Origin of the sequence: Labilithrix luteola (assembly GCF_001263205.1) — a bacterium.
Lineage (GTDB): Bacteria > Myxococcota_A > Polyangia > Polyangiales > Polyangiaceae > Labilithrix > Labilithrix luteola.
In genome coordinates, this window is the sequence record NZ_CP012333.1 from 797075 (window position 1) to 821027 (window position 23953).

Consider the following 23953-nt stretch of genomic DNA (forward strand, 5'->3'; position numbering starts at 1 on the left):
AGCTGGCGACGATCGCCGGGACGAGGCTCGTGACGGCCGATTCGCTCCAGTCGGCAATCGGGCCGTACAGCAACGGCAGGCGCAGCACGCATGACAGCGGCGACGCGGCGAGGAGTGCCGCCTCGCCTTCCAGCTTCGTGCGGCCGTAAATGTTCAGCGGATTCGGGGGGCGTCTTCACGGTACGGGGCGGCCTTGCCGTCGAATACGTAGTCGGTGGAGATGCCGAGCGTCCATGCGCCATATCGCGCGGCGAGCGCGCCGATGCGGGCCGGTGCGTTGACGTTGATCGCGCGGGCGGCGGCGGGGTTGTTTTCGCAGACGTCGGGGCGGCGTTCGGCGGCGCAGATGATGACGGCCGCGGGTTTGCGGGTTTCGAACAGGCGCTCGAGGGCCGGTTGGTCGAGGGCGTCGAGTTCGGTGATGTTGTCAGGTGGCAACGCGAGCAGTTTCGCGCCCGCGCTTTGGGGGTTCCGGATGGTCGCGATGAGGGTCAACTACGGTTCGCTGACAAGGGACGCTGCGACCGCGCGGCCAAGCAGGCCGGAGGCACCGATGAGGAGGACGGACGGAAGTTCGGTCGACGAGGTTGGGCTTGGCATGGGCGGCGATTCGGGTGACGTGGGGAGGCGCGCGGTCGCGTTCGGCGTTCGAGCTGTGGTCGTGCGGAGGATAGCGGAAAAGACGAGCGGTCAGCAGCTATGCTGCCGGATTACAAGTCACCTGAACCATTCCACACAACGCCCCCATTCATCAGACATTACTCGAAACGGGATACGTCGATTCTCGCTTGCCAACATGTCCGCTGCCTATTTCTTCGGTTCAATCATTTGACGCACACCATGCGCCACCCGGAATCACGCGAAACCATGTCAACACACCGGGATGCAATGCAAGAATATTACGCCGCTTATACAACTTCCGTAAAAAGATCTTCGAAAACATTGACCGACAAACCGTCAATCTGTGTTGCACAACCTGGCGCACATATTTTGAAGAGCTCGAAACCAACCTCCTGATAGCCGCTTACGAGATCGATCCATCATCCGCATGACGTTCACCTAACGACGAAAATCTGGACATCCGGTCTCGAATTGGGGAAATCACACCCCCTCCGTTCTAAGTAGCACGCAGAGCATTAGCCCTCGCATCGGAAGAGGATTTTCGCATAGCACCGTCACCCCGCCGCCTCCAGGAAACGACATCCCCTATGAATTCACAAAATCAGGATAGGCGAACAAGATTCGCGGTCCTGAAATCGTCATTTTCACGATAATAATTTATCTCATCAACAAACCACTTCTCACCCTCCCCCTTTTCGATTTTGTTCTTCAAAATATAGCTCAATTGGTTTACAACCATCCAGCACTTCAGATCATATTGTTCCACGGATTTAGGCATATCCATATCTTCATCATCCAGATAGATCTCATCATCCTCCAGATCCTGGATATCGCTCCACGGAATATGAAAAAACCTGGTCCTTTCCGGACTGCTCTTCCACGAATCCAGATTGGCATAAATCCAATCCTTTTCCGGCAAAGACGGGATATTTTCGATTAATTCAGACAGAGAATTATAAATTTGCATAGCTTCCCTCACGTTGATCATCTACAACACTGCCGCCACCCCACGTTTTTCGTCCACCGCGTCCCGTCGGGTGATAGTCGCGATGCCTTGAATTGTGGTCCGCTGAGGAGAGCAGGAAACCCAACCGCGTCCCGCCGGTCAACGAGGACTACGCCGGAGTTTACGCGCGATTTTATGCGAAATTCGACGATACTGGAACGCCGACCAAGCTGACCCCCTCCAAAGGGCGGACCTCGACGACCACCCGGTCGGGCGCGAGTTAGGTAGCGTCGGGCTCGTCGGGTTCGTCGCCGTCGAGGCTGGTCGGGTCGCGGGCGTGGCCAGTGTCCGGGGACCCGGTCGGCATTCCCAAGCGTTCGAGGATCTCGCGCGCGCTCTTCGCCTCCACGACGGCTTCGATGATGCGGAGCCTGCCTCGGCACTTCGGGCACTCCAGGATGTCCACGTCGAACGTCCGCCGCAGGAGCTGCGGCCATCGCAGACGTGGCGACGTGGCATACAGAAGCCCGCCGAGCAGACGAGACCAGTGCTGGACGCTGAGGATGTTGGGGGCGAAACGTGTGAAGTCGGCGGGCCACTCGCGGGCAGCCAGGGCCGTGCTCGGTGCTCGAAGGTGCGTGACGAATTCACCGACGGGCCCTTGGGCACCGCTGGGCATCGCGGGCCCAGCGGGCCGAACGCTCGTTCCCGCTGGCGAAGCTCTGTGCTGGTGCTGGTGCTCGCCGGGTTTCGCCGAGTCGTCTGACATCGCTCGGTCACACGACGTCCTCCCCGTCGCGGCGCCGCCGAGCTTCTTGATGCGATACGAGACGCGTCGACGGCGCCGCCTTCGCGCGCGGGAGGCTCAATCTTCGCCTCTGCGCCAACCGCGGCGGATTCCCTTGCGTCGGCTCTTCCTGCGTCCGGCGCGAGCGGGCGCATCGTTCCACGCTGCATCGCGATCGACGCGCACGCCTGGAGCGGAGACGACAGATGATCATGCTCTGGTTCTGGCCTGGGCCAGTGGCCCGCTCGCCGAAGGGAGGAGCGCCGGCCGAGGACGGCGCCTCACCCGACCCGGTGTCTCCGGAGCCGCTTCCGCCCGTCACCTGACGCGCTCTGCCGCACCAACCGACCCGTCGACGTTCCGGAACGTCCCAAGACGCCACCTACCGGCTTGCGGACGTTCCGGAACGTCCACCGTGCCGCACCGCCCCACTCGGCAAGGTTCGGGGATGTCGCGGAACGCCGCACCGCACCGCTCGGGAAGGTTCAGGGATCTCCTAGAACGCCGCACCGCCCCGTTCGTCGACGTTCCGGAACATCGCCTTACGCGGGCCCTCTGACCAGCCGCGAGCCACCTGACCGGTCGCGCCTACGAATGAAGGTCGCCGAGGCGGTGTTGCAGGACGGACAGGCCCGCCAGCACCGCCGTCTCGGCGCGGAGCACGCGTGAGCCGAGGACGAGCGGCAGCGCCCCCGCCGCGGTGAGCGCGGCAAGCTCCTTGTCCGACCAGCCACCCTCCGGGCCGACGGCGAGCGCGTACGAGCCGGAGGGCCGCGCGTCCGCGAACGGATCCGCGCTTCCCTCCACGCGATCGTCGAGCACGAAGCGAGCGTCCGCGCTCTTCCACCACGGCGCCGTCAGTGCGTGCGCGAGCGGCTGCGCGGCGAGCACCTCCGGGACGATTCCACGCCGGCACTGCCGCACGCCCTTGATGGCCTGGCCAGGCCAAGCCCAGGGCTTCTCGTGCTCGAGATCCTTCGGCTGCACGCTGTGCGCGGTGAGCACCGGAACGATGCGCGAAACGCCGAGCTCCGTCGCCTTCTGCACGACGAAGATCATGCGCTGCCGACTCAGGACCGCGCACACGAGCGTGAGGCTCGCCGGCGACTCTGGCGAGTGCTTCATGCGCTCGTAGGCGACGGCCATGCCTCGCTCGCCCTCGGCCGACTTGAGGCTCGCGCGAAACCACGCGCCCGTGGCGTCGACGAGCGTGAAGGCCTCCTTCACGTTCACCTCACGGAAGGCGAGCCCCTTCATGGCCTCCGCGTCGAGCGAGAGCTCATCCCCCACCTCGATGGGCGAGCCGTAGCGGATGGGACCGGGCGAAGCGGCGGCCTTTTGCTGCTTGGGGCGCATGCCCTTCGGCTTACCACGTCACCGGAGAAGCCGCGCATCCGCAACGTCGCGCTGCTACCGAAGCTCTTCGGGTGGAATGATCGAGGGGGGAGGCCTCGTCGACGGTCGGGGTCGAAGTGTGACACATGACAGGAGAACCGGCTGTTTAGGAGCTTCTTAGGAAACTCGAAGGGACCATTTAGGAACGCGCAAAACGCGCGCGCCCCACAATGCGACTCGAGAGGGCGCGCCGTCCTCGAAGACTCGGAGAGTCGCATGTTGAAGAAGACGCTCAAGGGCGCCGGCATCGTGCTCGGTGCCGTCGTTGCCGTGTGTGCCGCCCTCGCCCTCTACGTCCAGGTGGACGGCATCCCGCGCTATGCGCACGAAACGCCCGTGGGACCGAAGGTGCAGCCGACGCCCGCTCGCGTCGAACGCGGCAAGGCGCTCGCCGCGATCCTCTGCACGGACTGTCACCTGAACGCGGACACGGGGACGCTCACGGGAAGGAAGATGAGCGATCTCCCGCCGGATTTCGGCTCGGTCGTCTCGAAGAACATCACGCGCGACGAGGAGAAGGGCATCGGGCACTGGAGCGACGACGAGCTCCGCTACCTCCTGCGCACGGGCGTCAGGCCCGACGGTCAGTACGTTCCGCCGTACATGATCAAGCTCGCGCACCTCTCGGACGAGGACCTCGACTCCATCCTTGCTTGGCTGCATTCCGACGATCCGCTCGTCGCACCGACCAAGGTCGACCCGCCCGGCGTCACGCAACCGAGCTTTCTCGTGAAGGCGCTCACGCACGCCGCGTTCAAGCCGCTCCCGTTCCCGCAGAAGCCGATGGTGGCGCCGCCCGTCAGCGACCGCGTGGCCTACGGCCGGTACATGGTGACCGCGCTCGATTGCTTCGGCTGTCACTCGGCGGACTTCAAGTCGATGAACGTGCTCGAGCCGGAGAAGTCGGAGGGCTACCTGGGAGGCGGCAATCTTCTCAAAGACGTGAACGGCTCGGACATCCGTTCGGCAAACATCACGTTCGACGAAGAGACGGGCATCGGTCGCTGGACCGAAGCGCAGTTCGTCCGTGCAGTCCGCGAAGGATTCCGCCCCGACGGCCGCGTGCTCCACGCGCCCATGATGCCGATGCCTCAGCTTCGTGAGGAAGAGGTGGCCGCCATCTACGCGTATCTCCGGACGGTGCCGAAGATCGTCAAAGCGGTGCCCCGCCCGACCGCGCCCACGCCCAACGCCGATCCCGCGGGCAAGCAGCTCTACGCGAAGTACGGCTGCGTCGCGTGTCACGGCGACTCGGGTGCAGGAGCCGTCGGCGATCTCCGCAAGGCGAACGAGCGATTCCCCACCGACGCGGAGCTGCGCGCGTGGCTCGACGACGCGCCGACGATGAAGCCGGGCACGCGCATGCCCGGATGGAAGGGAATCATCCGCGACGAGGACTATGGGCCTCTCATGGCCCACGTGCGCGATCTTTCACGCGCCGGCGGAACGGGCGCCTCCGCGATCCGCTGATTGAGGTACCGGTCACTCGACGAGGAGCATGAGATCGGTACTGTTGGTCGACGTCGACGTCTTGCACGTCTTCAGCCCCACGACCGCGACCCCCGCACACGATGACGGTGCGGTGCCACTCGGAACGCTCCCCGAATTACCCCATCCGGAGGCAGTCCTGGGACATGCGTAGTAATCGTGAAGCGACTGGGCGGTGATCCACACGTTCTTCGAATCCTGGGCGCCCGTGTCCCGGAACGCGAGGTCTCGAATGGCGTCGCAGTTCGCGTCGACCGCCAAGACGCAGGTGTTCCCGAACACATTCGCTTTCTTCCATGCGGAGACGGCGGACTTCGCGTCGGTCGCGTAGGCGGCGCACTCGTCGAGAATGCCCACCCAATCGCTTCCGGCACACACCTTCTTGTTGGAGCAAAAGCCTTTGCACTCTGCATCCTCCGTGCAGCCGCACTGTGAGGAGCCGGAACCACTCGGCGCAATCGCGGTTCGAGCAAGATGGCAAGCATCTCCACAGCTCTTCGCGTCAGCGCTGGAGCCCTTCCAGCACGGTGAGTCATCGCCGTAGAGGGCGACCGCCGCACCGCCCTGGGCCGGCGTCTCTTCGTTCACGCACGCGAGATAGCGTTCACACTCCCCCTTCGGCGATAGATCCGCGGGGCGGGCGTCGGAGGAGGCGTCGCTCGTCCCGCTGGTCGGCTCTGCGTCCCCCGCGACGTAAACCACGCGCGTCGTGTCGCTCCCGCAAGCGACGTTCGCGAGCGAGACCACCGAGATGCAAGCGATTGCGAGAGAGGCAACAAGCTTCATGCCGACAGGAGCCACCCCGTCGTCGCGTGTCGCAGGAAATCGTGCGCGCTCCCGTTGCTCTACGAACGTCGATCCGGAGCCACCGCTGGACTCTGCCAGGTAGACCGGTGGTCAGCGCGCTTCGTCGGCCATGCGGCACGCCAGATCGCTGCCCGCGGCGCACGCCTTCTGCGCGAACTTCAGGCCACGCGCCTTGTTCTGCGGGAACCCTTCGGCGCCCTCGAGATACACGGCGGCGTAGGCGGTGAGCTTCTTGAGCGCGTCGCCTCGAGGCGTCCACCACGGCCTCGCGGCGCCGACCAGCAGTGCGCCGAAGCCGACGACGAAGAGCACCCATTCGATGCGCGGGCTGCGTGCCGTGACGATCCACGTGAGGGCGAAGCCCATGAACATGCCGCCGAAGTGAGCGGCGTTGTCCATGTGGAGCACGGTCGTCCCGATCGCCGTCCAGATGCCAATGTTGATCAACGTGGATCGCGTTCCGGCATCCCTGAAGAATGCATGGAACGTCCCGAGCTGGCGCCGACGGATGGCGAGGGCCGCACCGACGATGCCGAAGAGCGCCCCCGAGGCTCCCGCCGACACCGCGGAGTTCAGGATGGCGCTCAAGCAGCCACCGGCGATGCCACTCACCAGGTAGACGGCGAGAAAGCGCCATCGTCCGAGCGCCCGCTCGACCGACGCGCAGAAGCCGACCGACGCGTAGATGTTCCAGATCAGGTGCATCCAACCGATGTGCAGGAACATGTACGACGCGAGACGCCAGTACTCGCCGGCCCAGACGTGGAGCGGCTCGTTGGCGCCGGCCCCGACGAGGGTGCCGATGTCCGTGCTCGTGATCGAGCTGTGCGACCGCTCGACGATCACGAAGACGAGCACGTCGATCGCCGCGAGCCCATACGTGATGGGAGCGGCCCGAGCCCGCTCGAGGAGCGTGGGTTCGCGCGGCGCTTCAGGGGGCGGAGGCGGCGGCGCAGGCGGGGCCGGCGGAGGAAATCCGGGAGGTCTCTGGCTTTGGTTCATCTCACCGCCTTGCTCAGTCTTAGTCGAAAGGCGAGCGTCCGTCGGAAAATCAGCCACGGGATGGCCGAGCCGCGCGCCACGCGCCACGCGACCCGCGGCTCGCGCGGCCGGGACTGGCCGCCGCCTTGCATCGGCCTCGAGCATGCGATGGGACGAAGGACACGAGAGCCCGGACGTCATCGACCGGCGGGGACAGGGTGCGGGTGGAGGCGGTGGGCTCGGCGGCGGCCTGCTCGCGCTCTTGCCGTTTCTCATGCGAAGCCGCGGCGGCCGCATCATCGCGCTCCTTCTCCTGGGATTCCTCGTGCTCAGCAGTCTCTTCGGCGGGCTTCGACGGTCGCTCACGGGCGAAACCGGAGCTCATCCGGGTACCCAGGGCACGGACGAGCAGATGCACTTCGTGTCCTTCGTGCTCGACGACGCGCAGAACACCTGGCGAGACATCTTTGCGCGTAACGGTGCAACGTATCGCAACGCCAAGCTCGTGCTCTTCACCGACGCGACGAACACGGCGTGCGGCTACGGACAGGCGGCAACGGGCCCCTTCTATTGCCCGGTCGACGAGCGCGTGTACATCGACCTCGGGTTCTACGACGAGCTCGCCCGGCGCTTCGGCGCCAAGGGCGACTTCGCGCAGGCGTACGTCGTCGCCCACGAGCTCGGCCACCACGTCCAGAACCAGCTCGGCATCACGAAGCGCGTCGAGGGACTGCGACGGGCCGATCAGACCGGAGCGGAGAGTGCGAGTGTTCGCCTCGAGCTCCAAGCCGATTGCTTCGCCGGGATCTGGGCGCACTCGACCGAGCAGCGGCAACTGCTCGAGCGAGGCGACATCGACGAGGCGATCGGCGCAGCGTCGGCGGTCGGCGACGATCGTATCCAGCGCAAGAGCTCGGGCCGGGTGAATCCGGAGACGTTCACGCACGGCACCGCCGAGCAGCGCGCGCGGTGGTTCAAGCGGGGCTACGACAGCGGCCAGGTCGGCGCGTGCGACACGTTCGGAAGCGACGTGCTCTGATCAGTCTTCCATCATGCACGCACGGAGCGAGTGCTTCGCGCGATGCAGGAGAACGTCGACGTAGCCGCGGGAGATCCCCAGCGTGGTCGCCACGTCTTCGCCGCGCTGCTCCTCGAGCAAGCGGAGGGTGACGACGGCCTTCTGCGTGTCGCAGAGCCGGTCGACGCAGGCGCGAAGCCTCACGTGCTCTTCGGCGAGCTCCACCATCGTGTCCGTCGCGAGCTCGTCGTCCGTGCCCGTGATTCGATCGATCGCGTCGACATCATGATGGGGGCGTGCGACGTGATGGAGGCGACGCTTGTTGCGCGCGGCGTTGCGCACGATCCCGGCGACAAAGGCGGGCAAGGCCGCAGGGTCCTCGGGCAGCTCTTTGCGTTGAGCGAGCTTCAGGAAGGTGCAGAGTGCGTCGTGGACGGCGTCGATCGCGTCTTCGCTACCCAGGCCCTCGCGTCGCGCTACATGGACGAGCTCGACGCGCTCGGAGCGAATCATGCGTCCCACGACATCGAGCGGCTCTTCGAGAACAAGTGCTTCCGAAACAGGGCTCATCGTCCTTCCAGGTGTCCAGCCACCCGGATCTTACGCCTGCCAGGAAAGAATTTTCAGCGCGTAAGAATGCGGCCGCTCGGCACCCGAAACGGCATGGCCAAAAGCAAAAACGTGCTCGAGCTCGACGACGTGACCTTCGACAAGGAGGTGCTCGAGTCCGACATTCCCGTGCTCGTGGACTTCGGCGCGACCTGGTGTGGGCCGTGCAAGGCGCTCGATCCGGTCGTCGACAAGATCGCCGACGAAAACGTGGGTCGCTACAAGATCGTGAAGCTCGACATCGACGACTCCCCGGCCATCGCCAAGCGCTACGGCATCCGCGGGGCCCCGACGCTTCTCGTCTTTCGTGGCGGCGAGAAGCGGGCGTCTCAGCTGGGCGTCACGACGAAGCAGCGACTCCTCGAGCTCCTCGAGAGCTGACCGGCGCACCGGAGAGCGTGAGGAACACGTCCGAGAGCACGGCGCTGGCGGTGACCGCGCCGCCGGCGCCGGCTCCGCGGACGACGAGCGGGCTCGAACCGTAACGCTCGGTGGTGAACGCCACGAGAGCGGTCGGACCGTCGAGGGTCGCCGCGGGGTGGTCCTGCGGGACGGCGACGGGACCGACCTTCACTTCGCAGCGGTACGCCGCACGCGTTCCTTCGACCGAAATGCGTGCAAGATACACAAGACGTTCGCCGCGGGTGCGGAGCTCGGCCATGCGGGCCGCGAAGGTCGCGTCGTAGCCGACGAGAGCCGCCTCGAGGTCGGGCGCGTCGAGCGCCTCCTGCGGGACGAACGGCGTGAGCGTGACGTGCTCGAGCTCGAGCGGGATACCGAGCTCGCGCGCGAGGATGACGGCCTTGCGCGCGACGTCGGTGCCGGCGAGGTCTTCGCGCGGATCGGGCTCGGTGTAGCCGAGCGACTTCGCGGTTGCGACGGCCACGGAGAGCGGGACGCCCTTCGAGAGCTCGTTGGCGATGTAGCCGAGCGTCCCCGAGAGCGCGCATTCGATCGACTTGACGCGATCACCCGTGCGAACGAGCCCCTGCAGCGTCCCGATGACGGGCAGGCCCGCGCCGACCGTGGCCTCGTAGCGGAAGCTACGGCCGGTCTTGGCGGCGGCGGCGAAGATACGGTCGGTGAGGTCGCGACGTGCGACGAGCGCCTTCTTGTTGGCCGTCACGACGTGGATGCCGCGAAGGAGAGCTTCTTCGTAGACGGCTTCCATGCCGTCGGCCGCGGTGCAGTCGACGAGGACGGGATCGGAGAGACGCGCCAGCGCCTCGAGCTGCGTCGAGCGCGCGGGGAAGTCGATGGCGTTCGTGCTGGGCGCCACCTCGTCACTCCCGGCCGTGGCGCGGCGTTCCGAGACGATGTGCGCGACGGCGGCGCGATCGAAGCCGCGCACGTCGTAGGCGCCTCCGCGACGGCGCGCGACGCCGACCACCTTGAGATCGAGGGCGGGCCCGCGTTCGATCGGCGGGAGCGACGTGGCCTGCGCGAGGACCTCCGCACCGACGACGCCGGCGCCGAGGACGAAGAGATGGCCGCAGCGCGGCGGCACGCCGGGCACCGGGACGAACTTGGGCGTCTCGACCGTGGCAATCACGTCACTCTTGGAACGTTCGGCCGTGGCGACGACGTCGCTCTTTGGCCCGCCCGGATCACGAGAGGAATCACGAGAGGGCTGCATCGAACACCTCCTTCTTCGTCGCTTGCGAGACCGTCGCGAGCACGCGCTCGAGATCGGCAACGATGTCTTTTTCGTCTTCGATACCGACCGCGAGGCGCACGAGGCTCTCGCGGATTCCGATCGCCGCGCGCTCCTGGGGTGTCAGCTCGTAGAAGCTCATGAGGGCGGGTTGTTCGATGAGGGTCTCGACGCCACCGAGCGAGGGCGCAACGGTGGCGAGCTGGCAGGCGTCGAGTGCGCGTGCCGTACCTTCGAGGCTCGTGCGGAGCACGAAGCTGATCACGCCGCCGAAGCCGCTCATCGTTTTCGAGGCGAGCTCGTGGTCGGGGTGGCTCGGAAGGCCCGGGTAAAACACGCGCTCGACGGCGGGATGCGCCTCGAGGAACTGCGCGACCGCGAGGGCCGTGCGGTTCTGGCGCTCGACGCGGAGCGCGAGGGTCTTGATGCCGCGAATCAGGAGGTACGCGGCGTGCGGGTCGAGGACGCCGCCGAGGACACCGCGGAGGTCACGAACGACGGAGACGAGGCCCGCATCGCCCGTGACGACGCCGGCGAGGAGGTCGTTGTGACCGCCGAGATACTTGGTGGCCGAGTGGATGACGAGGTCCGCGCCCTGCTCGAGCGGACGCTGGTTGATCGGCGTCGCGAAGGTGGAGTCGACGAGGACCTTCACCTTGGGAAACTTCTTCTTGATGGCCGCGATGCCCTCGATGTCGGCGACGCGGAGGTACGGGTTCGTCGGCGACTCGGTGACGATCACCCGCGTCTCCGGGCGAACTTCGGCTTCGAGCGCCGCGAGGTCGCCGGCCGGAACGAGCGAGGCTTCGACGCCGTAGCGCGCGAGGAAGTTCTGCACGAACGAGCGCGTCCGGCGGTAGCAGTCCGAGGTGAGAACGACGTGGTCGCCCTTCTTGAGAAGCGCGAAGAGCGTCGTCGTCACCGCGGCCATGCCGCTCGCGAAGAGGCAAGCGTCTCCGCCGCCATCGAGCGCCGCGAGCTTCTCTTCGGCCGCGCGCACGGTGGGATTTCCGTAGCGGCCGTACTCCTCGCGATTCGTTCGACCTTCGAAGTGATCGCGCAGCTCTGCCGAAGAGCCGAACGCGTAGGTCGACGTGCAGGAGATGGGCGTGGTCACCGCGTCGTAGGCATCCTGACGCGGCTGGCCTGCACGAACGCAGGCGGTACTGAGGTCACGGGGAGCGGCGGGCATGTCGGAGGGAACTTTCCCGCCCACGCGAGTCTGCCGCTAAACAGCTAGGCCCCCGAAACCGGAACTCGGAAGAATCCGAATCACGATCACGAGGGCCCACTTGACCCAACGGCTTAGAGGGACACTTGTAACGCGCGTCCCCCAAGGTGGGCGAAATCTCGCGCGGCCCTCTTTCGAGGACGTCGCCAAAGTTCCACGTGCACGCGCTTTGGTCAAGTCATGTGCGTGCCGTGATCGTGGTCGAGCTTTTCTTTTGTGGGCGGATGGAGAGTGGATGGAGACAAGGACGAGGTGACGGCCGTTGCCCGCGACGGGCGAGCGACCGCGCGCTCTGCAGGGATCAACGGCCGATTCGCCGCGGTCTGAAGCCCAATGCGCGCGATGGCGAGAGGTCTCGAAGTCCCTCGCTCGAACACGGAAGAGCTCGCCCGACGAGCGCGCGTCGTTCAAGGCGAGATGCGATAGACGACGGGGCGCTTCAGCGTGACCTTCTGCTGAGGGAACTGCTCCTCGACCGTGTCCCCGTCGTCGGCGATGGCAATCGTGCCGCCAGACGTGTCGACACCGATGGCGACGGTCACGTCGTCCTTCGGGCTGCCGCTCGCGACCGTGCCGGCCTTGCCGTAGGTCGGATCGAGCTTCCCATCCGTGCCGATACGGACCACGGCGAGATCGCGCCCACTAGGCACGACCGCGGGCGCGACGAGCTTGCCGTCGCTCTGGAGAAACGCACGCGCGTCGGCCGATGTCGGCCACTGGACCGCGCCGGAGAGGAAGGTGGGAAACGCCGGATCGACGGCGCCCTTCGAATCGAGGCGTACGACGGCGAGACGTCCAGGCTGGCCGGCCGACGGGGCCTGGCCCGCCCCCGCCACGACGACATGTCCATCGCTCGTCACCGACACCGAGCGCGCTTCGTCGAACCCTGGCGACACGGCGACGGTCGCCGTTCCACCGTTGCCGAAGGCGCTGTCGACCGTTCCCGTGGGCAGGTACTTGCGGACGAAGAAGTCTCCGGCTTTCGCGCCGCCGGTGATCGTGACGTAGGGATTTCCCTCTTTGACCGCGACCGACGAAAAGCTGTCGACGTTGGGATCGACGACGAGGCCGACGTTCGTGTTGAACGTCTTCACGAGGGCGCCATTCAGATCGAGCGCGATGAGCATGCCGCCGCCGTTTTTGGCGCGGCCCGCGAGCCAGATACCCTGGCCGACGATGACGATGGAGCTCGCGTGTCCCTCCGCGACGTCCGCGAACCTCACGAAGCCCTTGCCCGCGCCGAACGAGGTATCGAGCTGTCCGTCGAGGGAGAGGCGAGCGAGGAAGACGCGCGTACCCGTGCTGGGGGTACGGTTATCGAGCGAGGAGCCGGCCACGTAGAGATGGTCCGACGCATCGATCGCCATGGCCCCGGGCACCTCGAAGAAGTCCCCCGTCGGGGCGTCGGCATACGTATTGAGGCACACGCGCGAATTGGTGCCGAACGTCGGGTCGACCGCGCCTTGTGCGTCGAGGCGCGCCAGCACGACGTCGGTCAAACCGGTGGGGATGCAGTGCGGATGCTCGCCGAGGAGATAGACGCGCCGGTTCCGATCCGTGACCGGAGCGCGGTAGTAGTACGCGCGAACGTCCTTCGTTCCGCTGAACGTCGGGTCGATGACCCCGCCCGCTGGCGCCGTCGAATCGGGGGTGTCGCCCGTTGCGTCCGGACTCGACGCGTCGCCGCCGCCGCCCGTCGTGTCGGGGCCGCCCCTGGTATCGTCGCCGCCATCGGGGCCCGCCGACACGACCGGATCGTCACCGCTGCAAGCGACGAGCTGCGAGAGCAGGGAGAGAACGACGGCGGACGTGGAAATGACGACGACGACGTGCGGACGGACCATGCACGGTCGAGCTTACGCGAATTCGTCAGTCCGCGTACGCGAAGACCTTCGCCGAGATGCGCCAGAGACCGCCGTCCGCCACCTTGTTGATGGTGATGCCGAAGGTGTGATCGCCTGCACCGAGCGACTCGGGCTCCACGACGAGCGGCGACGTCTCGCTCCCAGGGCACCAGTTGGCGCGAGGTGCCTTCACGCTCGACTGCGAACCGCACGGGTTCTGGAGGCAGTAGTCACCGAAGGGACCACCCTTGGTCACCGTGCACAGGTTTTTGCAGTCCGTGCGCCAGAGCTCCTTGTGACTGACGAGCACGGCGCCGTCCACCGTCAACGTGTGATTGCGCTTGCAGAACTCCTCGGCGGGGCCGATGCAATCCGCGTCCGCCGCGCCGCCGCCGTGGCCGGTCGCAAGGTACTCGATGCGCGTCGACGTCGTGCCCTCGGGCAGCGCGAACGAGAGCGCTCGCTCGGCGCCGCCCTTCGTGTCGCTGTCGTAGACGACGGGAACGACCGCGAGGACCTTGCGCGGCGCTGCGCCCGGCGTCAGCTCGATGTGGGCGCTGACGTTCCAGCCACCGTTCGAGCCGGACACCTTACCCTCGCCGTCCGAGTACGACGGGATCGTGATCTCCATCCGGCGCTTGCCGTGCACCGTGTTCATCAGATCGGTGACGTCGGCCTCGAGATGAAGCGGTCCGCCGAAGGGCGTGATGGCGCGAATCAGCTCGATGCCCGGCGCCGCGTCGTTCGCGGGGTCGAACAGCGCGATCTCGAAGTTGCGGTCGAAGGCGTCGCAGCTCGCCGGCCAGTACTGGCCCGACGGAGGCGGGTCGCTCTGCCACTTGTCGAAGGGAAAGCAGCTCGACGTGAGATCGACGACGAGCTTCGCCTCGGCGAACGGTCCGGTCGTCGACGGATCGAACTCTCCGGTGGCCTTCTGGAAATTGGGCGCTTCGCTATGGCTGCCGATGCGTGCGTCGTCGATCACAGCGAGCGTGGAAGGCGGCGCAGGCGCGCTCGCTTCGGCAGACGATGCGTCCACGTCCTTGGCGGAGGACGACTCCGAACTCGACGAGCAAGCAACGATGGCGACGGTGAGGCCGATGGCAGAAGCCAGCGCGGTGGCGAGCGCTCTCATGCGCTCCGTGGTACCACGGCCAAGCCGCGTCCTAGGCCGCGCAAACGCCTATTTTTTGCGGCCGGGGTCACGTTTCTCGAAAGCGCAACGGCCGACGATTCGTTGATAAAAATGCGCTTTCGATGGTTCGCCGCCGAAACGCGAAGATGGCGTCGAGCTGGAGGCGCAGGATCGGGTGCACAAGGTCGGAGATTGGGGCACCTGGTAAGGTGTACTCGACACGGTCGCGCATGCGGACGCCGCCTGGGACGTCGTCGAACTCGTGGAAGTGAACCCAACGCGCGTACGGGCCGACGAGTTGCCGGTCGACGAAGCGCACCCCCGGCTCCCAGACGTCGATGCGTGACCGCCATCGCATGGGGATGCCGAGCAAGCGAAGGCGGTAGTCGATGACGGTTCCTTCCTGCATCGCGATGGGAAGCGGTGTCACGATCCTGAAGCGAAGCCACGAAGGCGTGATCGCCTCGAGATTCTCCGCGTGCGAAAAGAACGCAAAGACCTCGGCCCGCGATCGCGGCAAGAGCTGCTCGCGTTCGAGAACATGATGCATGACGCACCACCGATGCGGGTTGTGTGCCGGCGCACGGAGGAACCGAGGAACGGACGAGGCAGATGAGGCGGACGAGGTGACGAACGCGCGACATGCGGCACGTGGACGACCCGATGTCCACTCCAACCGAAGCGGACGATTCGACCCGCAGCGTCGATTCCCGAGGCGCTTCTAGCGCGGCCAGATGGTGGGTCTGCGGGGATCCCGTAGATTGCCGCGGCGTGCCGTGGCATCATCGTTTCGCAGATGTCGACGGACGCCATTCGGTTCTTTGCCGCGACGGACGTCGGGAACGTCCGCGAGCACAACGAGGACAACTTCCTCGTCGACAAGAAGCTTTCGCTCTTCATGGTCGCCGACGGCATGGGTGGTCATGCCGCAGGTGAGGTCGCGAGCGCCATTGCCGTCCGTACGGTCCACGAGGAAATCAAGCGCGAACGCGACCTCCTTGCCGACTTCGTGGCCGGAGCGCGTGGCGCTTCGCGGGTGACCAACAAGGACATCCTCGCGCTCCTCGAGCACGCCGTGCAGCGCGCCTGTTCGCGCATCCACGAAGAGGCGCAGAACGATCCCGCGAAGCGCGGCATGGGCACGACGCTCAGCGCGATCCTCATTTTGGGGTCGCTCGGCTTCATCGCCCACGTGGGTGACAGCCGCATCTACCTGGCGCGCGGCGGCACCGTTCAGCAGGTGACGGAAGACCACACGGTCTTCAACGAGCTCATCAAGCGCGGAAAGCTCACACGCGAGCAGGTCGACAAGATCGGCCACAAGAACGCCATCACGCGCGCGGTCGGCGTGTATGAGCGCGTCGACGTCGACACGCTCATGATCGACGTCCTCGCGGGCGACGACTTCATCCTCGCGAGCGACGGCCTCACCGGCTACCTCGAGACCAACGAGGAGCTCTCGCCCTTCGTCGCTCAGGACGGCGACAGCGCCACGAAGGGCCTCATCGAGCTCGCCAAGGATCGCGGCGGCAAAGACAACATCACCGTCGTCCTCATCCGGCTCGGTGGAGACGCCCAAGACGCCGAAGGCGCCAAGCGACTCGCCCTCAAGCGCGAAGTCCTCGGACGCATGCCTCTCTTCGCGCGCCTCGGCGAGCGTGAGCTGCTCCGCGTCATGCAGGCCGCCGAAGTGCGCACGTACGAACACGGGCAGACGGTCATCCGTGAGGGCGACAAGGGCGACGAGCTCTTCATCGTCCTCAGCGGCAAGGTCAACGTGGTGCGCGGCGGCGAGACGTTGACGCGCCTCGGTGCCGGTGAGCACTTCGGCGAGATGGCGCTCATTCGCGCCGTCCCCCGTTCGGCCACCGTCAACGCCGACGGCAACGCCGAGCTCATCGCGATTCGCCGCCAGGACTTCTTCGAGCTGCTCCGGACCGAGCACGAGATCGCCGTCAAGATGCTCTGGCAGTTCCTCGGCGTCCTCGCCGATCGCCTCGATCACACGTCGAGCGAGCTTCGTCACGCGAAGCAGGAGCTCCACGCCGACGACGTGACGGAAGACGTGACCGTCGAAATCTTCCCGGGCATCGAGGGAGGCGACCATTCCTCGGGTCCCTTCAGCCGTCGCTGACCGCGCACGAACCCTCGTTTTTCTAGGCACCGCGCTCGTCACGGGGTGCCAGCGTGAGGCCCCGCGCGCCGACACGAGCGCGGCGCCCAACGCGACCAACGCGACCGACGCCAGTGCGGTGCCCACCGCTTCGTCGGTCGCACCGCGAAGCGAGACGGACGCAGCATCTCCTTTCCAACCCGTTGCCGTGGGTCACGCGGAGAGCCTACCTGCCTGCAAGATCATGCAGTCGGAGAACGGCCCTCCGCCTTCCACGCTCGCCACCGCCTGGCTCGACGTGGCCGATCGCTCGGCTTTCAGCGTGCGACGACTCGAGACGGGGCGCGAGCTGCGCTTCGAAGGTCCGGGTCGCGTCTTTCCTTGCGCCGGCGACGTTGCCCTCGTCGCACGCGGCATCGCCTTCGGGCGGCCCGGCTCAGGCGAAGCGCCAGGCTCCGAGCAGTGGGTCGCAACGGCGTGCGGCGTCGTTCGGTGGGCTTCGGGCGCCCATCGCGTCACGGCGGGTCCGAAGCCGGACGAATGCGCCATCGAGGTGCTCGGCGGCCTCGCGCACCTGCGCGTCGCGTCGGACGTCGTCGAGACCGACGCAGGGGCCGATGCAGGCTCCACCGCAGGGGAATGGCGAACGCTGTCCGGAAAGCAGACGATCCACCTTCGCGGGCGCGCGGAGCTCGCCGACACGGCCGCGGTCAACGCCGCGCTCTCCGCATGCGAGCGGGCCGCCGAGGACGTCGATCAGACGGCACGTGCACTCGCCTCCCCCGGCGCGGCGAGCGCCTCGAAGAGCGAGCTCGCCGCCAAGAGCGTCACGAGCCGCGGCATTGCCCGCGCAACGTGTGCCGTAGCGGCCGTCCGAACCGAGCTCGAAGGGGCACGGGATGCCGATCGGAGGCGGCTCGAGAAGGCCCTACAACGCTTCGGCGAGGCCGCGCCAAAGCCTATTTCCCAGCCTTCGCGCGCGCGTGATGAATGATGACGACGCAGGCCGAAGGGTGGTAGCGTCCGGCGGGATGCGCGTGACAAGGAGGCGGCACTCGGAAGTGCGGCCAGCTTGCAGCCCGCAGGTGGCGGGCAGCGAGCCGGCCAGTGATGGGCGACGTCGCGGGCGTGCGCGCGCGCTTTTCGTGACGGCCGGCATCCTGGGCGCGTCGACGTTCGTGCTCGCGCCGACCATGGCTCGCGCCGACGAGCCCGTCGCCGCACGCGCGCCTCGCTTGATGAGCGAAACCGGCGAGAACACGACCGTCATCGATGCGTTCGACAAGGACGATCCGTTCGATCTGAACCTCCTGCTGACGCTTCGTCAGGCATGGAAGCACGCCAAGATTCGCCGCGAGACGGCGCTCAATCAGCCCGGCCTCTCCGACGGCGGGTTCGTCTCGTCGCGCGAGAACGTGGCGAACTACGCGCAGAGCGTCACCACACTCGAAGTCGGCACCGACATCGGCATCTTCCGCGATCTCGCGCTCTCGTTCCGGGCGCCGATCATCCTCGCAGACTCGCGCGAGCTCACCGATCTCGACGGCTCGTCGAACAACCCCCAGCGCCTCCAAGATCCCTCTGGCGACGCGCTGTTCTCACTGCCCTTCAAGAGCCCCACACGAAGCGGCATCGACTGGATCAGCGTCGCTCTGAACTACGCGATCATGAACCAGCAGCGCGACCCGGCGAAGCCCACGTGGGTGGTCGGCGTCGAGACGCGCATTGGCGTGGGGTCGCGCCTCCACGCGTGCAACGACAACGCCGCCGTGAAGTGCCCCGACCCCGCGAATCCCACCGTGGGCCGCGATGCGGGCATCTCGCGCGGCATGACCGACTACATCGTCCAGACGACGCTCTCGAAGCGCATGGGCTACGTCGAGCCGTACGGCGGCTTGAAGGTGCTCTTCGAAGTGCCCCAGTCGAACAGCGACTTCGGCAAGACGAGCGACCTTCGCGGCACGCTGCTCAATCGCCCGCCCGTCGTCGGTACGGTCACCGCGGGCATGGAAGTGATCCCGTGGGAGAGACGCGAGGCCTTCCAGCGCTTCGCCCTCGATTTCAAGGCGATCGGCAGCTACCACTCGCCGGGCCGCGACTACTCGGAGCTCTTCGACGCACTCGGCTCTTCGCAGGCGCGATCGCTTCGGAGCCCCAATCCCGGGGCATACCGCGCGGGCCCCGACGGTTTCACGAGCGTGCCTGATCCCAACGCGGCGCCGGTCTACTTCAACGGCATCACCGACCAGCAGGCGTTCTCGTCGTTCTCGGGCCGCTTCGGCCTCACCATGCAGGCCGGCGAGTACGTGAAGTTCACCGCCGGCGTCGGCCTCACCTGGATCCAGAACCACCTCATCACCGCCGCGGACGCGTGCAACCCCGACGTCACCGGGGACATCGGTACGTCGGGTCCGTGTCGCACGGGCGCGCAGTCGGCTGCCGGCGGCAGCGCCACCGGAACCCCTAACCCGAACCACCGCCCGGTCATCGACTTGCCCGGCCGTCGCTTCTCGGTCGACGACACCACGATCGTGGATCTTTGGCTGAGCGGCGTCGTGATGTTCTGATGGTTCGCGTACGTCGTACGGGACGCGTTCGCGCGGCCTTCGCCTTCGGGCTCGTGGCCTGGCTCGCGTCGACGAGCGCGCACGCCGAAGAGGTGACCGTCGACACGACGGAGAACACCGCTCCTCCTCCGCCGCCGCCCGCAGCGGAGGTGGCCTTGCGGCCCATCGTGGTGTGGCCCACGCTCGCGCCGCCCGTCGACGAAGTGTCGAGCGGGGCGGGCCTGCACAAGCCGACCTCCAGCGAAGGAACGCTCTACACGCGCGCGCAGGAGCTCGACGCGACACTTCGCGACGCCGTGCAGGATCTCGGGTTCACGCTCGACGTGGCCGATCCGGGCCCCTCCCCCTTCCGGACACACGAGCTCGATATCGTCGAGCGCGCGAGTCGATCGAGCTCGCACGGCGGCGGTCCGACCGACGCCGGCACGTGGGTTCTCAGCGCACGCCTCGAGCCGCTCGGCGGCGACACGTTCCTGCTTCGCATGATCGCGGTGCCGCCGAAGAACAAGCAGCTTCGGATGCGCGTCGAACGCGTCTCCGGTGCCGACGTTTCGGTGCGCGGCCTGGTGCTTCTTCGCGACTTGCTCTCGAACCGCTCGGTTGCGGGCGGTGACACCGGCCCCGTTCCCCAAGCATCGGCGGGCGCGGGCATCATGGCCCCACTCCACTCCCAAGGACGCGCGGTCCTTGCCGCCAACGCCGCGCTGTTCGGCGCTTTCACCGCCTACAGCATCCAGCGCGCGAGCGGCTCGGAAGATCCCCGCTTGCTCTATCCGCTGCTCACGCTCGGCACCGGCCTCGGGCTCGGCACCGCACTCCTCGTTGCCGAAGAGTTCGACATCGGTACGGGCGACGCGTGGACGCTCGCGGGCGGCGCTTGGTGGGGCGCTGGCGCGGGCATCCTCATCGCAAACGGCAGGCACGTCCAACCGCTGACCGATCGCTATGCATGGGGTGTCGGAGGCGGGCTCGCGGGCATCACGTTCACGACGTTCCTGCTCACGCGCGGTCACATGGACGAAGGCGACGCGGTGCTCGTCAACTCGGGCGCGGCCCTCGGCCTCTCGCTCGGCTCGCTCGCGGAGTTCTTCTACGTGGGCGACATCCAGAACCGCACGCCGTACACGGGTGCGGGTTACGGAGCGGCGGCGGGTCTCCTTGCCGGAGGAACACTCGCGGCGTTCGTTCAGGTCTCGCCTTCGCGCATGATGCTCGTCGATCTCGGCGCGGGCCTCGGCGCCGCGGCGGGCGCAGCACTCGCGAGCCCGCTCGTCTTCGAGAATCTCACGCAGGAGAAGACGCGCGGCTTCGTGGCAGCGACGGCCGCCGGCACGCTCCTCGGCGGAGGCATTGCCTGGTGGCTCACGCGCGAGCGACCGGAGAGCAACGTCACGAAGGCAGGCGCGTCACGCCTTCTGCCCATGGGCGGCGTCATCGGCTCGTCGGCGACCCGCGAAGGCAGCGTCCCTGCGTATGGCGTCGGGGTCCGCGGCACCTTCTGACGCGACGAACCCCTGGATCGTTCGTCCCCCAGAGTCGAACGGAACGCAGCCCCCTCCACTCCGCTCGAAGCGCACTTTTCTCCGCGTTTCGTAGCGAGCCGGGAATGGCACGTATGTAGCACTGAGTCCACGCATGGGAGCGAAGGCGTTTTCGGGAATCTTCAGCCTGGCCGTCGGCGTTGCAATGATCGGCGGCGTCGGTGCAATCGCCGCCTGCGCCGCCCCGACCGAAGAGACCGCCGGTAGCAGCGCCTCCCGCGTGACCGACGGGTTCGACCGGAACTCGGTCATCGCCGACGACGCGATGAGCGATGCCACCGCGATGAGCCCGAGTGCCATCCAGAAGTTCCTCGAGAAGACGCCCTGGAACAACCGCTCGGTCCTCGCCGACTACACCGAGGACGGCTCGAGCGCTTCCGAGATCATCTTCGCCGTCGCGAAGAAGTACTCGATCAACCCGCTCGTTCTCCTCACGCGCGTGCAGATGGAGCAGGGGCTCGTCTCGAAGAAGGAAGCTTCGGACGACGTCATCGCCATCGCGTTCGGCTGCGGTTGCCCCCACTCGGACGCCTGCTCGGACAAGTACATGGGCTTCGCGAACCAGGCCGACTGCGCCGCAGGCACGATGAGCCGCGCGCTCACGGCGGCCTCGACGAAGACCGGCACCGTCAACGGCTGGTCGCGCACGAGGACGAAGAAGACGGTCGACGGCCTCTCGGTCACGCCGAAGAACGCGGCGACCGCGGTGGTCTACACCTACACGCCCTACGTCGGCGAGGCCGGCGGCGGCGCGAAGGGCGTCGGCGGCTCGAGCCTGCACTACGCGGTGTGGACCAAGTTCGTGAAGGCGACGAGCTACGGCGTGAAGAGCGCCGAGGCCACGGGCGACGAGACCACGGACCCGACCGCGGACGCGGGCACCGACCCGACCGCGGACGCGGGCACCGATCCCGGAACCGACCCCGGTACCGATCCGAGCACCGACCCGACCGCGGACGCGGGCACCGATCCCGGAACCGACCCCGAGCCGACGGCGGATGCGGGCACCGCAACGAAGGACGCCGGGGGCAGCAAGGGCTCGACCGGCAAGGGCGCGGCGGAAGACGGCTCCGACGACAGCGACATCGTCGGCAGCGGCAACTCCACCTCGTCGTCGAACGTCCCGCGCACGAGCTCGGCTCCGGCAGCCAACGGTGCAGACCTCCCCGAGGCGAGCGAAGAGGAGCTCGCGAGCAAGCCGAAGTCGACGGCTGGTTGCTCCACGGCCCCGGGCACCTCCGGCGCCTCGAGCGGCCTCATGATCGCGGGCGCAGCGGCGCTCTCGATGATCGCCGCCCGCCGCCGCCGCAAGGCCTGATTCTCAGCCCTTTCCGAGGAGGCCGCGAAGCACGGCCTCCGCTCCTGTCGAACCACGCACGAACCGGGCACCGTTGCCTTCGAAGGCGACGGTGCCGTTCTGCAATCCGGCGTACATCTCGCGGAAGAGCGACGCGGCATCCACCGAGACGCCGAAGCTCGTGAAGACAGGAACGACGGCATCGAGCGGCGCGACGTCGAGCTCCAGCGGCTTGCCGAGGATGGTCGAGAGGTGCGCAGCGATCGTTCGCGGGCTCTCGTCCTCCGCGCCTGCGAGCTCGATGATGTCGACCTTGGCGCTGGGCGGCCCCTCGAGCAGGGCCTTCGCGGCAACGAGCCCGATGTCCTTCGTCGCGACCATGGGAATGGTCAGGTCGGCAGGCAAGAACGTCGGCAACTTGCCGTCGGCCGTGGCGGCGAGGACGGGGGCCCAGTTCTCGAGGAAGTACGAGGCCCGCACGAACGTGAGCTTCGCCTTCGTTTCGCGAAGGACGCGCTCGGCGTAGGCAACGCTGAGAATCGGTCCCGTGCCATGGTCGCGGTGCGCGGCGATCGACGATAGAAGGACGACGTGACCGACGCCGCTCGCGTCGACGGCGCGCTTGACCACATCGAAGGTCTTGCGCCGATCGGCGAGGAAGGAGCTCGACGCGACGTCCGGCGGCGAGAGGATGTACGCCGCTTCGGCGCCGGTGAGCGCGCGCGTCAGCCCGGCTTCGTCGTCGAGCGACGGAAGCACGAAGACGTCCGCGCCGCGCTTCCGGAACGCCTCACCTTTCGCCGCGTCTCGAACCAGAACGCGGACCTTCTTCCCCTGCGCCAGAAGCGTATCCGCGACGACCGACCCGGTGTTTCCCGTAGCTCCAGCAATGACGAACATGTGTTCCTCCGAGCGACGATCCGGCGTCGCTTTCGAAGGCCATCGTGTGGCTTCGCTCGCCATTCATCCAATCGATGGCTTAGATACTTCTCATGCACGACGTGCATCTCGAAGGCCTCGACCTGAACCTTTTGGTGGCGCTGAGGGCCCTGCTCACCGAGCGGCACGTCACTCGCGCGGCCGCCCGCATTGGGCTCACGCAGCCGGCCATGAGCCACGCGCTCGCGCGCCTGCGTCAGCTCCTCGGCGATCCCCTGCTCGTCCGAACCGCGAGCGGCATGCAGCCCACGCCGCGCGCCGAGGCCATGCGCATCCCGCTCGATCGTGCGCTCGAAGAGCTCGAGCGCGTCATTGCCAGGCCGGCCCCTTTCGATCCCAAGACGGCGAAGCGTCAGTTCACGCTCGCCACGAGCGACTACGTGGAGCTGACGCTCTTCCCTCGCCTCGTGGCACGCCTACGCGCCGAAGCGCCGGGCGTCGACGTCCGCGTGTTGCACCTCGTCGAGCGCGCCACGGGTCCTCTCTCGGAGGGTCGCCTCGACCTCGCCTTCGGTCTCACCGAGGTCTTGGTCGGCCCCGCCGCGGCAAACGGCATCCGCGCGCAAAGGATCTTCGACGAGAAGTTCGTCTGCGTCGTGCGAAACGGCCACCCGGTCGTCAAACGGAAGCTGACGCTCGAAGACTTCGTGCGCCTGCCGCACGCGCTCGTGTCGCTGAGCGGCGATCCCACCGGTGTGGTCGACGAAGCACTCGCGAAGATCGGCAAGACCCGACGCGTGGCAGTGACGGTTCCTCACTTCCTCGTCGCGCCGCACGTCGTGCAGGACACGGATCTGGTGCTGACGCTCGCCGAACGCGTTGCACGCATGTTTTCACCGATGCTGGGCCTCGCTCAATTCGCACCACCGCTGCCAATCCCCGGCTTTGCGATGTCGATGGTCTGGCACGAGCGAATGCACAGTGACAGCGCACACGCGTGGCTGCGGAAGGTCGTCAAAGAAGAGGCGAAAGCCTTGTGA

At 66.9% G+C, this 23953-nt stretch carries 21 protein-coding genes and 1 pseudogene; 9 read left to right on the forward strand and 13 right to left on the reverse strand.

Features of this window, described 5'->3' with window-relative positions; all coding sequences use genetic code 11:
• Position 1: 1 nt before the first annotated feature.
• The 4 genes and pseudogenes from AKJ09_RS56000 to AKJ09_RS03700 form a co-directional block, all read right to left on the reverse strand.
• Positions 2 to 600: pseudogene (locus tag AKJ09_RS56000) on the reverse strand (SDR family oxidoreductase); the annotation flags it as partial.
• A gap of 622 nt (positions 601 to 1222) precedes the next feature.
• A complete protein-coding gene (locus AKJ09_RS03690) occupies positions 1223 to 1600 on the reverse strand; it encodes a hypothetical protein (protein WP_146645791.1) in 378 nt (125 codons plus the stop codon).
• A gap of 247 nt (positions 1601 to 1847) precedes the next feature.
• Complete coding sequence (locus AKJ09_RS03695) at positions 1848 to 2246, reverse strand: hypothetical protein (RefSeq protein ID WP_146645792.1); 399 nt, start codon at positions 2244 to 2246, stop codon at positions 1848 to 1850.
• 696 nt (positions 2247 to 2942) lie between these two features.
• Positions 2943 to 3710 (reverse strand): RsmE family RNA methyltransferase, encoded by a 768-nt coding sequence (locus AKJ09_RS03700; protein WP_146645793.1) that lies wholly within the window; start codon positions 3708 to 3710, stop codon positions 2943 to 2945.
• Positions 3711 to 3965: 255 nt separating this feature from the next.
• On the opposite strand from AKJ09_RS03700, the gene AKJ09_RS03705 reads away from it, so the two are divergent.
• On the forward strand, positions 3966 to 5219 hold the full coding sequence (locus AKJ09_RS03705) for a cytochrome c (protein ID WP_146645794.1): 1254 nt from the start codon (positions 3966 to 3968) through the stop codon (positions 5217 to 5219).
• 12 nt (positions 5220 to 5231) lie between these two features.
• Here the strand turns inward: AKJ09_RS03705 and AKJ09_RS03710 are convergent, their stop codons facing one another.
• Together AKJ09_RS03710 and AKJ09_RS03715 are read right to left on the reverse strand one after the other, a co-directional pair.
• A complete protein-coding gene (locus tag AKJ09_RS03710) occupies positions 5232 to 6023 on the reverse strand; it encodes a hypothetical protein (RefSeq protein ID WP_146645795.1) in 792 nt (263 codons plus the stop codon).
• A gap of 111 nt (positions 6024 to 6134) precedes the next feature.
• Positions 6135 to 7046 carry a rhomboid family intramembrane serine protease gene (locus tag AKJ09_RS03715; RefSeq protein WP_169927226.1) on the reverse strand — a complete coding sequence of 304 codons (912 nt, stop codon included), beginning with the start codon at positions 7044 to 7046 and terminating at the stop codon, positions 6135 to 6137.
• A 142-nt stretch (positions 7047 to 7188) separates the two neighbouring features.
• On the opposite strand from AKJ09_RS03715, the gene ypfJ reads away from it, so the two are divergent.
• On the forward strand, positions 7189 to 8064 hold the full coding sequence (ypfJ, locus tag AKJ09_RS03720) for a KPN_02809 family neutral zinc metallopeptidase (RefSeq protein WP_146645797.1): 876 nt from the start codon (positions 7189 to 7191) through the stop codon (positions 8062 to 8064).
• Here the strand turns inward: ypfJ and AKJ09_RS03725 are convergent, their stop codons facing one another.
• Positions 8065 to 8613, reverse strand: a complete 549-nt coding sequence (locus tag AKJ09_RS03725) for an RNA polymerase sigma factor (RefSeq protein ID WP_146645798.1) — start codon at positions 8611 to 8613, stop codon at positions 8065 to 8067. It lies immediately after the preceding gene.
• A gap of 93 nt (positions 8614 to 8706) precedes the next feature.
• Between AKJ09_RS03725 and trxA the strand changes: the two genes are divergently transcribed.
• Entirely contained in the window at positions 8707 to 9033 is a 327-nt protein-coding gene (gene trxA / locus AKJ09_RS03730; RefSeq protein ID WP_146645799.1) for a thioredoxin, read from the forward strand.
• On the opposite strand, the gene AKJ09_RS03735 is transcribed toward trxA, so the two are convergent.
• From AKJ09_RS03735 to AKJ09_RS03755, 5 genes are all read right to left on the reverse strand, one after another.
• Entirely contained in the window at positions 8993 to 10288 is a 1296-nt protein-coding gene (locus tag AKJ09_RS03735; protein WP_146645800.1) for a homoserine dehydrogenase family protein, read from the reverse strand. The genes trxA and AKJ09_RS03735 overlap by 41 nt on opposite strands.
• Positions 10272 to 11498: a trans-sulfuration enzyme family protein gene (locus tag AKJ09_RS03740; protein ID WP_146645801.1), complete on the reverse strand. Its 1227-nt coding sequence runs from the start codon at positions 11496 to 11498 to the stop codon at positions 10272 to 10274. Before AKJ09_RS03740 ends, AKJ09_RS03735 begins: the two co-directional genes overlap by 17 nt.
• Positions 11499 to 11944: 446 nt before the next feature.
• Complete coding sequence (locus AKJ09_RS03745) at positions 11945 to 13381, reverse strand: NHL repeat-containing protein (protein ID WP_146645802.1); 1437 nt, start codon at positions 13379 to 13381, stop codon at positions 11945 to 11947.
• A gap of 25 nt (positions 13382 to 13406) precedes the next feature.
• Positions 13407 to 14516: a peptide-N-glycosidase F-related protein gene (locus AKJ09_RS03750; RefSeq protein ID WP_146645803.1), complete on the reverse strand. Its 1110-nt coding sequence runs from the start codon at positions 14514 to 14516 to the stop codon at positions 13407 to 13409.
• Positions 14517 to 14583: 67 nt separating this feature from the next.
• On the reverse strand, positions 14584 to 15066 hold the full coding sequence (locus tag AKJ09_RS03755) for an SRPBCC family protein (protein ID WP_146645804.1): 483 nt from the start codon (positions 15064 to 15066) through the stop codon (positions 14584 to 14586).
• Positions 15067 to 15312: 246 nt separating this feature from the next.
• Here AKJ09_RS03755 and AKJ09_RS03760 point away from each other — a divergent pair, with 246 nt between their 5' ends.
• From AKJ09_RS03760 to AKJ09_RS03780, 5 genes are all read left to right on the forward strand, one after another.
• Positions 15313 to 16650, forward strand: coding sequence for a Stp1/IreP family PP2C-type Ser/Thr phosphatase (locus AKJ09_RS03760; RefSeq protein ID WP_146645805.1), 1338 nt, complete (start codon positions 15313 to 15315; stop codon positions 16648 to 16650).
• A 223-nt stretch (positions 16651 to 16873) separates the two neighbouring features.
• Positions 16874 to 17623: a hypothetical protein gene (locus AKJ09_RS03765; RefSeq protein ID WP_146645806.1), complete on the forward strand. Its 750-nt coding sequence runs from the start codon at positions 16874 to 16876 to the stop codon at positions 17621 to 17623.
• Positions 17624 to 17774: 151 nt separating this feature from the next.
• Positions 17775 to 19196 (forward strand): hypothetical protein, encoded by a 1422-nt coding sequence (locus AKJ09_RS03770; protein ID WP_146645807.1) that lies wholly within the window; start codon positions 17775 to 17777, stop codon positions 19194 to 19196.
• Positions 19196 to 20698 carry a hypothetical protein gene (locus tag AKJ09_RS03775; RefSeq protein WP_146645808.1) on the forward strand — a complete coding sequence of 501 codons (1503 nt, stop codon included), beginning with the start codon at positions 19196 to 19198 and terminating at the stop codon, positions 20696 to 20698. Before AKJ09_RS03770 ends, AKJ09_RS03775 begins: the two co-directional genes overlap by 1 nt.
• A 133-nt stretch (positions 20699 to 20831) precedes the next feature.
• The gene (locus tag AKJ09_RS03780) at positions 20832 to 22055 is read left to right on the forward strand and encodes an MYXO-CTERM sorting domain-containing protein (RefSeq protein ID WP_146645809.1); all 1224 of its coding nucleotides are present in this window, start codon (positions 20832 to 20834) and stop codon (positions 22053 to 22055) included.
• A gap of 3 nt (positions 22056 to 22058) precedes the next feature.
• On the opposite strand, the gene AKJ09_RS03785 is transcribed toward AKJ09_RS03780, so the two are convergent.
• Positions 22059 to 22934, reverse strand: coding sequence for an NmrA family NAD(P)-binding protein (locus AKJ09_RS03785; protein ID WP_169927227.1), 876 nt, complete (start codon positions 22932 to 22934; stop codon positions 22059 to 22061).
• A gap of 92 nt (positions 22935 to 23026) precedes the next feature.
• On the opposite strand from AKJ09_RS03785, the gene AKJ09_RS03790 reads away from it, so the two are divergent.
• Entirely contained in the window at positions 23027 to 23953 is a 927-nt protein-coding gene (locus AKJ09_RS03790; RefSeq protein WP_146645811.1) for a LysR family transcriptional regulator, read from the forward strand.

Bases quoted from the DNA above. Each gene is read 5' to 3' on its own strand.
- AKJ09_RS03695 (WP_146645792.1), bottom strand. From the start codon at position 2,246: ATGCCCAGCGGTGCCCAAGGGCCCGTCGGTGAATTCGTCACGCACCTT.
- AKJ09_RS03700 (WP_146645793.1), bottom strand. From the start codon at position 3,710: ATGCGCCCCAAGCAGCAAAAGGCCGCCGCTTCGCCCGGTCCCATCCGC.
- AKJ09_RS03705 (WP_146645794.1), top strand. From the start codon at position 3,966: ATGTTGAAGAAGACGCTCAAGGGCGCCGGCATCGTGCTCGGTGCCGTC.
- AKJ09_RS03710 (WP_146645795.1), bottom strand. From the start codon at position 6,023: ATGAAGCTTGTTGCCTCTCTCGCAATCGCTTGCATCTCGGTGGTCTCG.
- AKJ09_RS03715 (WP_169927226.1), bottom strand. From the start codon at position 7,046: ATGAACCAAAGCCAGAGACCTCCCGGATTTCCTCCGCCGGCCCCGCCT.
- ypfJ (WP_146645797.1), top strand. From the start codon at position 7,189: ATGCGATGGGACGAAGGACACGAGAGCCCGGACGTCATCGACCGGCGG.
- AKJ09_RS03725 (WP_146645798.1), bottom strand. From the start codon at position 8,613: ATGAGCCCTGTTTCGGAAGCACTTGTTCTCGAAGAGCCGCTCGATGTC.
- trxA (WP_146645799.1), top strand. From the start codon at position 8,707: ATGGCCAAAAGCAAAAACGTGCTCGAGCTCGACGACGTGACCTTCGAC.
- AKJ09_RS03735 (WP_146645800.1), bottom strand. From the start codon at position 10,288: ATGCAGCCCTCTCGTGATTCCTCTCGTGATCCGGGCGGGCCAAAGAGC.
- AKJ09_RS03740 (WP_146645801.1), bottom strand. From the start codon at position 11,498: ATGCCCGCCGCTCCCCGTGACCTCAGTACCGCCTGCGTTCGTGCAGGC.
- AKJ09_RS03745 (WP_146645802.1), bottom strand. From the start codon at position 13,381: ATGGTCCGTCCGCACGTCGTCGTCGTCATTTCCACGTCCGCCGTCGTT.
- AKJ09_RS03750 (WP_146645803.1), bottom strand. From the start codon at position 14,516: ATGAGAGCGCTCGCCACCGCGCTGGCTTCTGCCATCGGCCTCACCGTC.
- AKJ09_RS03755 (WP_146645804.1), bottom strand. From the start codon at position 15,066: ATGCATCATGTTCTCGAACGCGAGCAGCTCTTGCCGCGATCGCGGGCC.
- AKJ09_RS03760 (WP_146645805.1), top strand. From the start codon at position 15,313: ATGTCGACGGACGCCATTCGGTTCTTTGCCGCGACGGACGTCGGGAAC.
- AKJ09_RS03765 (WP_146645806.1), top strand. From the start codon at position 16,874: ATGCAGTCGGAGAACGGCCCTCCGCCTTCCACGCTCGCCACCGCCTGG.
- AKJ09_RS03775 (WP_146645808.1), top strand. From the start codon at position 19,196: ATGGTTCGCGTACGTCGTACGGGACGCGTTCGCGCGGCCTTCGCCTTC.
- AKJ09_RS03780 (WP_146645809.1), top strand. From the start codon at position 20,832: ATGGGAGCGAAGGCGTTTTCGGGAATCTTCAGCCTGGCCGTCGGCGTT.
- AKJ09_RS03785 (WP_169927227.1), bottom strand. From the start codon at position 22,934: ATGTTCGTCATTGCTGGAGCTACGGGAAACACCGGGTCGGTCGTCGCG.
- AKJ09_RS03790 (WP_146645811.1), top strand. From the start codon at position 23,027: ATGCACGACGTGCATCTCGAAGGCCTCGACCTGAACCTTTTGGTGGCG.